The 12,460-nt window shown below is 33.7% G+C and carries 10 protein-coding genes; 6 read left to right on the forward strand and 4 right to left on the reverse strand.

What is annotated here, in order from left to right:
* Nucleotides 1-104: 104 nt before the first annotated feature.
* The 5 genes from IPM51_13795 to tig all read left to right on the forward strand — a co-directional run bounded on the left by IPM51_13795 (nucleotide 105) and on the right by tig (nucleotide 6,882).
* Nucleotides 105-1,520, forward strand: coding sequence for a tetratricopeptide repeat protein (locus IPM51_13795; protein MBK9285370.1), 1,416 nt, complete (start codon nucleotides 105-107; stop codon nucleotides 1,518-1,520).
* Nucleotides 1,521-1,612: 92 nt separating this feature from the next.
* Nucleotides 1,613-3,277 carry a tetratricopeptide repeat protein gene (locus IPM51_13800; GenBank protein ID MBK9285371.1) on the forward strand — a complete coding sequence of 555 codons (1,665 nt, stop codon included), beginning with the start codon at nucleotides 1,613-1,615 and terminating at the stop codon, nucleotides 3,275-3,277.
* Between the two features lie 22 nt (nucleotides 3,278-3,299).
* Nucleotides 3,300-4,871 carry a tetratricopeptide repeat protein gene (locus tag IPM51_13805; protein MBK9285372.1) on the forward strand — a complete coding sequence of 524 codons (1,572 nt, stop codon included), beginning with the start codon at nucleotides 3,300-3,302 and terminating at the stop codon, nucleotides 4,869-4,871.
* A gap of 90 nt (nucleotides 4,872-4,961) precedes the next feature.
* Entirely contained in the window at nucleotides 4,962-5,327 is a 366-nt protein-coding gene (locus tag IPM51_13810) for a hypothetical protein (protein ID MBK9285373.1), read from the forward strand.
* A gap of 214 nt (nucleotides 5,328-5,541) precedes the next feature.
* Complete coding sequence (gene tig, locus IPM51_13815; GenBank protein ID MBK9285374.1) at nucleotides 5,542-6,882, forward strand: trigger factor; 1,341 nt, start codon at nucleotides 5,542-5,544, stop codon at nucleotides 6,880-6,882.
* Nucleotides 6,883-6,920: 38 nt separating this feature from the next.
* Here the strand turns inward: tig and IPM51_13820 are convergent, their stop codons facing one another.
* Genes IPM51_13820 through IPM51_13835 form a run of 4 tightly spaced genes read right to left on the reverse strand, consistent with a single transcriptional unit; the run spans nucleotide 6,921 to nucleotide 11,861 of the window.
* On the reverse strand, nucleotides 6,921-8,270 hold the full coding sequence (locus IPM51_13820; GenBank protein MBK9285375.1) for a peptidoglycan DD-metalloendopeptidase family protein: 1,350 nt from the start codon (nucleotides 8,268-8,270) through the stop codon (nucleotides 6,921-6,923).
* Nucleotides 8,236-9,117, reverse strand: coding sequence for a DUF4292 domain-containing protein (locus IPM51_13825; GenBank protein MBK9285376.1), 882 nt, complete (start codon nucleotides 9,115-9,117; stop codon nucleotides 8,236-8,238). The genes IPM51_13820 and IPM51_13825 overlap by 35 nt, the downstream gene beginning before the upstream one ends.
* Complete coding sequence (locus IPM51_13830; protein MBK9285377.1) at nucleotides 9,110-10,858, reverse strand: hypothetical protein; 1,749 nt, start codon at nucleotides 10,856-10,858, stop codon at nucleotides 9,110-9,112. The genes IPM51_13825 and IPM51_13830 overlap by 8 nt, the downstream gene beginning before the upstream one ends.
* Entirely contained in the window at nucleotides 10,851-11,861 is a 1,011-nt protein-coding gene (locus IPM51_13835; protein MBK9285378.1) for a nucleotidyltransferase, read from the reverse strand. The genes IPM51_13830 and IPM51_13835 overlap by 8 nt, the downstream gene beginning before the upstream one ends.
* 55 nt (nucleotides 11,862-11,916) lie before the next feature.
* Here IPM51_13835 and IPM51_13840 point away from each other — a divergent pair, with 55 nt between their 5' ends.
* On the forward strand, nucleotides 11,917-12,456 hold the full coding sequence (locus tag IPM51_13840) for a 2'-5' RNA ligase family protein (GenBank protein MBK9285379.1): 540 nt from the start codon (nucleotides 11,917-11,919) through the stop codon (nucleotides 12,454-12,456).
* Nucleotides 12,457-12,460: the final 4 nt, after the last annotated feature.

Below are 12,460 nucleotides of genomic sequence, written 5' to 3' on the forward strand. Positions count from 1 at the left end.
TCGTCATTCGTACTTCCTCATTCGTAATTTGTCATTCGTAATTTGTCCTTCGTACTTTCTTCCCCTTTGTTTGCAGAACCACAATTTTCTGTTATTTTTAACGGATGCTTAGGCCTCTGTTATTCGCTATCCTTTTTCTTGTCACTTCGAGCCTCATCGAGAAGTGTTACGCTCAAAGCAAACAGATTGACTCATTAACGAAAAAATTATATTCCTTAAAGGGAAATAACGAAGTAATTGATTCCATAAAATGTAATATTTATTCTTCTCTTTCTGAAATATCGCCTGATGGAGTTTGGGAAAGATATAATGACACGCTTTTTAAACTTAGCGATGATTTATTAGGTATTTATAAAGATTCGAATTCACAGCGCATTTTTAAGAAATATAAGGCAATTGCTTTAAATAATAAATCCGAGTATGAAGGATTCAATGGTAATTATAAGCTTGCCTTATCTTTTCAAAAAGGGAGTCTAAAGTTGAGACGAGAAATTGGCAATAACAAGGCAGTTGCACAATCACTAGGAAATTTGGCAAATCTTTACTCAGCCATGGGAGATGATAATGAAGCCATTAAATTGCATTTAGAAGCATTAGAAATTCGCAGAAAAACTGGCGACTTAAAATCAATTGCGAATTCATTAAACAACTTAGGGGCCATCCATATGCAAAATGGAAGTCTGGATAAAGGTTGGAAATATTATTCGGAATGCGATTCTATTTTCAAATTGTTGGGATCAACTAAGAGTTATCCGGTCTTTTTAAGCAACATGGCTTATTCTCTTATGAAATTAGCGGAAAAGCAAGGTGTGTCAATGGAAAAGCCAAGAGAGTATTTCAAAAAGTCACTGGACTTACATCTAAAAGGCGGAGATGTAGCCGGTTCAGCCGTGGTATTGAATAATCTTGCCATTACTTACATGATCGAGAAGAATTATGAAAAAGTTATCTATTTTTCCCAAAAAGCACTTGATGCTTCTTTGAAATCAAAGAATATTAAAGCCGAATTAAGATCTAGGAATATTCTTTATAAAGCTTACAAAGCTATAGGTCAGTTTAAGCAAGCCATAGAAAATTATTCAATGTTCATTCAGATAAATGATACACTTAAAAGTGAAAGCAATAAAAAAGCGCTTATTAGGTCACAGCTTCATCATGAGTTTGAGAAAATGGCCGCGGCCGATTCAGTAGCGCATGCTAAAGAGTCAGAAGTAAAAAATGCGGAGTTGGCCAAACAAAGTGCAGAAATTAAAGCTAAGAAAAATCAACAGTACGCATTGTTCGGTGGATTAGCATTAGTTATGATTTTTGCAGGGTTTATGTACAACCGCTTTAAGGTTACCCAAAAGCAAAAAGGAATCATTGAAAATCAAAAAGAAATAGTGGAAGAACAGAAAAAACTCGTAGAAGAAAAACAAAAGGAGATCCTGGATTCTATTCATTACGCCAAACGAATTCAGATGGCGCAGGTGCCGAATGAGAAGAGAGTTCAATCTATGTTAAGCAAATTAAAAAAGTGAAAGAAAGGAATAAAATATTTCTTTGTGTACTTTGCGCATTTTTTTGTGGCTTTGTATTAAATCTTTTTTCGCAAACTTCTCAACTAGACTCATTGAAGCTTGCACTTAAAACCGCCAGGCATGACACTGTGCGCTGCAAGATACTATCCAAACTGGCAGAAACCGCATCCGATGAAGAGTGGCCGAAATTTAACGAGCAATTACATCAAATTTCAGAAGAGAAGATTAAATTATTTTCTGATGGCAGCAATAATTCCGAATTAACCTTTTACAAAAAATTTAATGCAGAGGCCTTAAACAACATAGGGTTCTTGTATGAAAGTCAATCAGAGTATAATAAAGCTTTGATATATTATGAAAAGAGCCTTATACTACAAAAAGAAGTGATGAATAAAAGTGGTATTGCTTCTGCTTTTAATAATATAGGGCATGTTTATTCTAATATGGGTGAATACAATACGGCAATTGAATTTAACTTACGCAGCTTAAAAATAAGGGAAGAGTTGGGTGATGATCAAGCTATCAACATTTCATTAAACAATTTAGCTGGAATTTATCAAACACAGGGCAATATCTCAAAAGCTTTAAAATATTATAATAAAAGTTTGGTTCTACGTTATAGTCTGGGCGATAAAAAGGGTGTAAGCATCTCTCTAAATAACATTGCTTCCATTTATTTATCACAAGGCGACATTCCAAAAGCTCTGGAATTTTTTGGTAAAAGTTTAAAAATAAGTGAAGAGTTAAAAGATAATTTGGTGTTGGCCGGAACAATGAATAATATCGCAGCGCTTTATTTTTTCCAAAATCAATATGAAAATGCTTTACCGTATTTTGAAAAGGGTTTAAAAATCAGACAAGAATTAGGTGACAAAGCCGGCATAGCTCAATCATTGAATAATATCGGATCAATTCTAAACACACAGGGCTTTTCTGATAAAGCGTTAATGAAATATGAACAGAGTGCAAAAATTTATGAGGAAATAGGTGACAAAAAAGGGACGGCACAGTTACACAACAATATAGGACAAACTTATAAGTCAAAAGGCAATTTCATAAAAGCATTGGAACACCATAACAAAAGCCTTAAAATTAGAGAAGAAATAAACGACAAAGCCGGAATAGCAGAGTCATTAACAAATATCAGTTCGGTCTATTTCAGTCAAAAAAATTATTCAAAGGCTTTAGAACTTTGTGAAAACAGTAAGCAAATGAGCAAGGCACTTGGTTTTCCCCAATATTTGAAAAACGCAGCCGGTTTGCTTTGTGAAGTTTATAAATCTATGGGCAATTATAAATTAGCAATAGAGAATTACGAACTTTTTATTCAAATGCGTGACTCTATTAATAACGAATCAACCCGCAAGGCATCCATCAAATCTCAACTCAAATACGAATATGAAAAACAAGCCGCGGCCGATTCAGTAGCGCATGCTAAAGAGTCAGAAGTAAAAAATGCGGAGTTGGCCAAACAAAGTGCAGAAATTAAAGCTAAAAAAAATCAACAGTATGCTTTATTTGGAGGGTTGGGATTAGTAATGATCTTTGCAGGCTTTATGTTTAATCGATTTAAAGTCACGCAAAAACAAAAGGAAATTATTGAACATCAAAAAGAAACTGTTGAAGAACAAAAAATTCTAGTGGAAGAAAAACAAAAAGAGATATTGGATTCTATTCATTATGCTAAAAGAATACAAATGGCGCAAATTCCAAATGATAAAATTGTGTCCGGAATTTTAACCCGTTTGAAAAAATGAAAATTTCCTTTAGCTTTAGGGAATGTTTCGTATCTCCATCCCAAGCACTCTTCTTCTACTAACTATTTTATTCCAAGCATTTATTGGTTTTTCTCAAAAGCAGGCGCCTACACGTGAACAAATATTACTTGACATAAAGAACGCGAAACACGACACCGAAAGAGTTAAATTTTATATAGACAAGGCTCGCATTCTCGCCGGAGATAACACAGATTCTGTACTCTATTGGATGTACCTTGGAAAATCAATCGCTACAGCTAATATATTCCTTTTAGGAAATGAAACCGATAAAGCGAGTTTGTTTACACGCAATAGGTTTAATCGTTTTTCGGCTGTTTGCCTCATGAAAGCAGCCATGCTTCATCAAAACAATGGAAATTTGGGACAGGCAATGCATGCAGCTGATTCTTGTCTGGCAATTTGTAAGCAAATAAATGACAAAAAATTAACAGCGAGTGCATATAATGGAGTTGCTATAATCAAAACGTATCAAGGAAATATAAAAGAAGCCCTTTGGAATTACGAACAGGCCAGAAAAATATATTCAGAATTGGATAACAAGTCAGGTATAGTGACTATCCTTATCAATCAAGCTGTTATTTTCAGTAATACCGGCGAAATAGAGAACTGTATTAAATATTATAGAGAGGCAATAGAACTCTCTAGAAAAGAGGGAATGAAAGAGAATGAAGGAGGAGCAATTGCTAACCTTGCCGGAGTTTTGGTTAGAGAAAAAGATTACAATGCGGCCCTTGTTTGCTTAGAACGCGGAATGCAATTAGCCAATGAACTATCAGATGAAAATCTTAAGTCAAGACTTTATTATACCATGGGCGTGATGAATTATGATAAAACAAATTACGACCAAGCTTATGAATATTTTAACAAGTCAAAAGAAATTCAGGAAAGGGAGAAAAATTATTTTTCGCTTTCCAATACATTAAGTAGCATAAGTAATGTGTTTAGTGCAAGGTTAAATTATAAAAAAGCCATTCAATTCTCAGAACAAGCGCACCGCATGAATCTCAAATTTGGCGCACCTGAATTAATTAGTCATTCAAGTGAAGCGCTGTATAGTTTGTATAAAAAGATTGGTAATAAAGATCAAGCGCTAGCGTATTTAGAGTTACACAATAAAATGAAAGATAGTATTCAAAATGAAGGAAACCGAAAAGAGGCCATACGACAACATGTAAAGAATGAGTACGAAATAAAAGCTACTGCTGATTCTGTATCCCGATTAAAAGAAAGAGTAGTTAAGAATGCTGAATTAGCAAAACGTGTTGCTGAACTTAAGGTAAAAAAGAATCAACAATATGCACTTTTTGCAGGATTATTTGCTGTACTTATATTTGGTCTTTTCATGTACAACCGTTTCAAGATTTCGCAAAAACAAAAAAGAATCATTGAAGAACAGAAGGAAAAAGTTGAGAATCAAAAAGCCGAAATTGAAAGGCAAAAACAATTGGTAGAATTTAAGCAGAAAGAAATGGTGGACAGCATTAAGTATGCCAATAGAATACAAATGGCACAATTCCCTTCAGACAAACAAGTGAGTAAAAGTCTTGAGCGATTAAGAAATCAGAACAAATAAAATTTTCCTCTTAACAATTCAAAAATATTTATTCTTTTACTTGATTCGTAAATAAGATATCTATACATTTAGTCTATAAAAATTTTAATTATGAAAAAATTATTGGCAATAGCCGCGTTTGTACTTGTATCCGGAATAGCAAGTGCGCAATACAAAATGGATAGCGATGGTAAAACGTTGCGCAATTCAAGCAATTCTTCCGTTGGTAAAATTGACAGCGATGGTAAAACAATTCGCAACTCAAGTAATTCAACAGTTGGTAAAGTAGATAGCGATGGTAAAACAATTCGCAATTCTAGCAATTCCACAGTTTTAAAAATCGACGGAAATAATATTCGCAACTCCAGTAACAGTACCATTGCCAGCATGCGTGATGTAACAAACGATATTAAAGGCGCAAAAGAAGAGGCCGTTTACGTGGCTTTATGGTGGTTTTTAGTAAAAGGAAATAGATAATTGACTAAACATCAATACCTGTTAAAGCGGCTTTTATGGCCGCTTTTTTTATTAGTTTTATGGCCCCTAAAAATGGCCGCGCTTAATAAAACCTCAAAGGTTTGTTTATCAACATTTTAATAATTTCAGCATTTCTTAAAATTCTGCTTTTCAATTACTTATTTACAATCGGATGACAAAAAATTTGTATTTTTGCCCCTCGTAAAAAAATAAAATGATGGATATTAAGAAGAACGATATTGACGCTTTAAATGCCGAAATTAAAATTTCATTAAGCGCTCAGGATTATGAACCCAAAGTAAATGAAGCATTAAAAAAAGTGCAACGTCAGGCGTCCATGCCGGGATTCAGACCCGGAAAAGTACCTGCCGGATTAATTAAAAAGCAATACGGCACTCAGATTTTAGCTGATGAAATAAACAAATTATTGCAAGACAGCATCTACAAATACATTGATGAAAATAAAATAGAAATTTTAGGAAATCCTTTACCCAAAGAAACAACTCCGGTTGATTTTGAAAAACAAAAAGATTTTGAATTTACTTATGAGTTAGGCCTAAGCCCGCAGTTTGATGTAAAATTAGACAACAATCAAAAATTTACTTTAAAAACCGTGAAAGTGGATGACGATTTGGTGAACAAATATATTAAAGACATCAAAAGAAATTATGGCAAACCGGGCAACCCGGAAGTAGCCGAAGAAAAAGATGTTGTTTTTGTGGACATCAATGAATTAGATGAGAATGGCGAAATAAAAGCAGGCGGTATTTTTAAAAGCAGCAGCATAAGCGCAGAAAGACTAAAAAATGAAAATGCAAAAAGTAAAATCATTGGCGCTAAAAAAGAAGACAAACTCATCATTAATGCAGATGATTTATACGAAACCGCATTAGATAAAAGTGTTTCGTTAGGAATAGATAAGGAGATTGCAGAAAACACACATTGCAATTTACAACTTACTGTTAAAAACATTTCAAGAATGGAAGATGCGGAATTAAATCAAGAATTGTTTGATAAAGTGTATGGTGAAGGAAAAGTTGCTACAGAAGAAGAATTCAAAAATAAAATTCGTGAAGAATTAGGATTAATGTTTAGTGCCGATGCGGATCGTTTTTTGAAAACGGAAGTTGAGAAAAAATTGGTTGAAAAATTAAATATTCAATTGCCCGATTCCTTTTTAAAACGCTGGTTAATGGCCGCAAACGAAAAACCTATTACTCAGGAAGAATTGGAAAAAGATTATCCTAATTATGCCAAAGCCATGCAATGGAAGTTGATTGAAAATAAAATCATTAAGGATAATGAAATAAAAGTAGAAGGAGAAGAAGCTATTGAAGAGGCAAAAATGTTTATTCGTGGCGAATATCGTCGATATGGACAAGAGCCAACAGAAGATGATTTAAATAAAATTGCAAAAGATTTATTGAGCAGAGAAAAAGAAGCTCAAAAGATTTTCGAAAATCTTTATAGCAAAAAAGTTTTGGATTTAATAAAAAGTACTTGCACGTTAGAACCGAAAGAAGTTAGTTACGACGAGTTTTTCAAAAATAATTAAAATAACCCCCCAATGAAAATTGGGGGTTTTTTTGTGACTTACCTTCCTTTATAGAGCCAACCTCCCGGATCCATGGTTTTTTGTCCTTTCCAAATTTGGAAGTTCATGGAAGTTTTTCCTTCATCATCATTATACATCACTTTCCCGATTGCCTGTTTACTTTCTACTTTTTGTCCCATTTTTACATGCACGTCGGATAAATTACAATAAACACTCATATATTCTCCGTGCTTTACAATCACTAACTTCCCTCCCGTGGGTGAAACTGCAATACTTCTCACTTCACCGGCAAAAACAGCACGTGCTTCCGCTCCATTACCGGAACATATTTCCAAACCGTTATTCACAATCATAAACCCTTTGATAGCGGGATGCTCGTGTTCGCCATATGGCTCGCATATAACTCCTTTTCCAACCGGCCACGGAAGTTTACCCCTGTTATCCGCAAAATCTGCACTTAGCGCAATATCCTCCGCATCCAGTTCAGGTAAACTTTTTGTTTCCGAAGTAGTGTTGGCTACTTTGGTTTCGTTACTTTTATTGGTTGCTTTATTAGTTTTATTTTTTGCGGCCTCTGCTTTTTTCCTTGCTAATTCTTCGGCCCTTTTCTTGGCAACTTCTTCGGCCTTCCGCTTAATTTCTTCAGCAATTATTTTTTTAATGGCCAATTGTAACTCATAGGTTTCTCTTTTCTTTTTTTCTAATTCGCGTTTCAATTCATTTTCTTTTGATTGCAGCGCCGAAATAACCGTTTCCTGTTCCGCTTTTTCCGTATTCAATATGTTTTTTTCTGTTTCCTCGTTACCAAGCAATATATTTTTTTCGCTACGTTGCTGCTTTAATTCATTCAAACTTGCAATTAACTGAGTTTGCGTTTCCACAATTTCTACTGCTTGTTTTTTTCTGTATTCACTGTATTGTTGAAAATATTTTAGTCTGGCGTAGGCTTGATTAAAATCGTTGGAAGCAAAAATAAACATGAGTTTACTGTAAGAGTCTTGATTCCGTTGTGCGGTAATAATCATTCTGGCGTATTCATTTTTTAATTTATTCAAGGATTTTTTGAGCGCATCCACTTTACTTTCAGTGATCTCTATATCCTTATTCAGTATGTTGATTTGTGCCAGGATTGTATTTATGAGCTCCTGACGTTTTTCAAGCTTCATGTTTAAGTTCAGAAGCGCGCCGAGTGTAACTTTTTTGTTGGCTTTTGTTTCACGAAGAATATTATTTATTTCGTGAATTTCTTCCGTTATTTTTTTCTTTTTTGATTCGAGCTCTGATTTACCGTTTGAATGGTGCTGGGCATTTACACTAAAAGCAATAACAAAAAAAGCAAACAATAGCCAAGAGCTATTTATTGTTTTTTTGAAATTGAATTGGGTCATACTTTTCAGGTATATTTAAATTTAGCTTTTGAGGTTTATTTTTCTCAATACGAACATACTCAATATTAATACGCGCTTTCTTCTCTGCCTGTATGTCAATATCAACAAGGTATGGTGCAAAAACACTGTCTTTTAGGATGAAATTCTTATAATCAGCGATAAATTTCCGATTTGTCCCCGGATCTATAAATTCATTATTAATGATTTTATAATTTTCGGGGTTAAGCGTAATCGCTTGCAGCGCTTTTTTTAAATCTCTTTCACCTTGTTGTATTCTTCTCAGTTTCCTTTTTCTTTCTGTACTTAATATATAATGGCAATTCTGCCTATCGGTTACGGGCTTTAATTTCTCTTCATCATCATGAAATTCTGCACTATTACCAAATAAAACAGCCTGTACAACCTCAAAATCCAAATCTGCGTTTAATTGTTCATTAATAAATACAAAATCTCCTTTAAAATACTGCTTATGAATATAGTCCACCATTTTTACAGAATCTTTTGTAATTAATAATTTAGCTACATTCACCAATCCCCCTACCACCTCTATTTGCACCAGCATAGCGCTGTCTTTTCTGATTTTCAATTTAATGTCAAATCCTTCTTCTTTCCCATCAATTAAAGTTTCAACTTTAGCCTTTGCGTTTATCCAATCAAAATTAAATTCATTTTCTTTAATTAAACGGATTAACGCCTTGGAATTTTTATAATCGATTTTGCATTTAGAATTTGCTGTGTCCGCTGTAACAACCGGCACTGTTTTTTGAATGCTTTTTTTATGTTTGCACGCTATTAATACAAGCATAAACACAAAACCAACAAGAAGAATTTTTATTGGTTTACTCATCTAGCTTCTTATCCTTTATTTTTTTAAATAATTCTGCTGAATTGCCGCCTGCACTTGCTGCTTCCTGCCAATACTGTAATGCTTCTACTTTCTTATTTAATTTGTAATTCAAATCTCCCAAATGTTCAAGTATAGTTGGGTTTCTTTTATTAAGTTTTAATGCGTTATTTAGCCATTTCTCCGATTCAATAAATTTCTTTTGTTTATACAATATCAATCCGTAGGTATCCATATAAGCTGCGTTTTCCAAAGAAAGTTCGTTCGCTTTACGTGCCAGTTTTTCTGCTTTTTCAAGGTTTTCGTCCATTTCGCATAAGTAATATGCGTATTGATTTAACACAAAAGTGTTATCTGCATCAATTTTTAATACATTATCAAATGCATCAAATGCTTCTGTTTTGTTTCCTGAATAATAATAGGCTTCTCCTAAATTTTTATAAAAATCAATCATTAGCACTTTATTATCAATTACAAATTCTAGGCCGTCTTTTAAAGCTTGCGAAGCTTTTTTAAATGCTTTCAATTGAATATTGGCATAACCATTATAATAATAGAATAAAGGCATATTCGGAAAATATTCCATCGCATCGAAACTATGGCTTTGAAGCGAATCGTATTTTCCCAATTTAACATCTGTATTAATTAACTTTTCCCATAATAAATAATTCCCCTTTTCTTTAATTGTAGCTTTAAAATAAAATTCATTTGCTTTTTCAAGATTTCCTTCGCGCATCATAAAATCTCCCATAATGGCATTTGATTCAGAAGCTTCGGGATGTACTTGTATAAAAATTTCTGCTAATTCCTTTGCGTGTTCACGGTAATATGGCAAATCCATTTTTTTATCAAAAATAGAACTAGTGATGCTAGCTTTTGTATAAATATCTAAATCCGGATTTAAAAATGCTTTTTTTAAATGATCAAAAGCGGCTTCGGTTTCCCCTTGTGCACTATAATAATCATGCAATGCTAAATTTACTACCGGATTTCTTGGATCGATAGACAAAATTTTATCGTACATGGTTTTTGCTTTTTCCAGTTCTCCATATTCTATGTAATAGTCGGCCAGGTGTGAGTAATACCTTGTTTCGTTAGCATTACTTTGCGACAGCTTTATTAATTCTATTTCGGCATCTTTTTTCTTACCCAGGCTCCGTAAAAGTTTTGATTTTCTTAAGCTTAGTTCTTCAATTATTCCAAGATTTTTTTCTAAATCTTCATATACTTTAAAAGCTTTGTCATACATTTCCAATCGTTGGTACTCGATAGCCAGGTCTTCTTTAAATTCCATTTTTGATGGATTTTCTTTGACCAAAGTTTCCAAAATTTTAGCCGATTGCTTATATAGTTTTAATGTACGATAGGATTCGATTAAACTCAACTGATACCAAACATTGTTGGGCTCAGCATTAGCACAGGCCTTAGAATAAATTAGGGCTTGGTCATTCACCCCCAGCAATTTATAAAGCGTAGCCAGTTCATAATTTACTGCCGCATTTTTTGGATCCATCTTGTTGCACTCCAGAAAAAGTTTTTTAGCTTCTTCCAAATTACCCTTCATCCGGTATGCACATCCGTCAATAAACATTAAACCAAAACGTATTTCACCTGACGGATCTGCATTGCTTCCTCTGCTATCCTTTTCTTTTATGCCAACCGCTTCCTTTTTACTTTTACATGAAAATAACACACCGATGAAAACCGTAAGTAAAATAAAAATATGACTTAATTTATTATACAATTATTTGTGTGTAATCACTTAAACTTAAATCAGCGCTTTTTCCGTTAACCTGAGCGCCGGTGCCTATCATACTGTTTGTAATATTGCTGTTATTTATTTTTGTTGCTTTTTGCAAAATGGAATTACTGATTAAACTATTATTTATATTTGAGTTTGCGCCAATACTAACATGTGGGCCAATCACGGAGTTTACAATTTCCACTTCATCGCCAATATAACAAGGTTCAACAATAGTAGAATTTGTAATTTTTATTCCTTTTCCTTTCAGTTCCTTTTTATTGGCATCAAATTCAAGTACACGTTGATTCGTATACACTGTGGCATCTTTATTACCACAATCCAACCATTCGGTTACTTGACCGGGAGTAAACTTAACTCCTTTCTTTCTCATGTTATCTAATGCGTTGGTTAACTGATATTCTCCTTTCTCAGTAATTTTGTTGTCCAACAAAAATTGTAATTCCTTTTTTAAATTATCACCATCTTTAAAATAATATATTCCAATAATGGCCAAATCACTCACAAACTCCTGCGGTTTTTCTATAAAGTCCGTTATAACGCCTTGAGTATCTAACTTCACAACTCCAAATTGTCTTGGATCTTTTATTTGCTGAACCCAAATCACACCTTCTTGTTTAGTATCCATTACAAAATCTGCTTTAAAAAGCGTGTCGGCAAAAGCTACCACGGTTTTTCCTTTAATCGCTTCTTTAGCACACATTATAGCATGAGCTGTACCTAATGCTTCGCTTTGATAATGTATACTTCCTTTAGCGCCTTGTGATTTAGCCACAGAAATTAGATCATTTTCTACATCTTTGCCAAAATCAGGAGCAATCACAAAGGCAATTTCTTCCACTTTTTCGCCGCATACTTTGGTTATATCTTCAACTAAGCGCTGCACAATGGGTTTACCCCCAACCGGGATAAGTGGTTTAGCGGTTGTTAAAGTATGGGGCCGCATCCGCTTTCCTTTGCCGGCCATAGGAATAATAATCTGCATAATTTTAAATAGGTACATGCAAATTTAATATAATTTATGCATGTTTGCATTGACAATGGAGAGGAATAAAAAATACTTTGTGGCTATCATTCCTCCTGATTCTGTATTCGAAAAAATTGAAAATATTAAATTAGAAATTTTTAATGAATATAAGCTTAAAGGGGCTTTGCGATCGCCGTCGCACATTACCCTTCACCGCCCATTTTCATGGAAATCTGATAGAGAAAACGAGTTGATTGAAAAGTTGGGTACATTTCATTTTAATAAGAAATTTCTTATTCAACTCTATAATTTCAATACTTTCTCACCAAGAGTTATTTATGTAGATGTAAAAAAAAGCAATGAATTAACAGATTTGCATTACTTATTTATGGGATTTGCCAAGCGTGAATTGGGTTTGTTTAATGAGCTCAATGATTTGAGGGGTTTTTATCCGCATATCACAATTGCTTTCAGAGATTTAAAAAAACAGCAGTTTTATAAGATGTGGGAAAAATTTGAGAAAAAAACCTTTGAGGACCAGTTCAACTATCAGGGTTTTAGTTTGTTATGCTTGGATAAGAAGTGGGAAATCTTACATAATTTTACTATTTAAAACA

This window comes from Sphingobacteriaceae bacterium (genome assembly GCA_016715905.1).
Taxonomy (GTDB): Bacteria; Bacteroidota; Bacteroidia; order B-17B0; family Aurantibacillaceae; genus Aurantibacillus.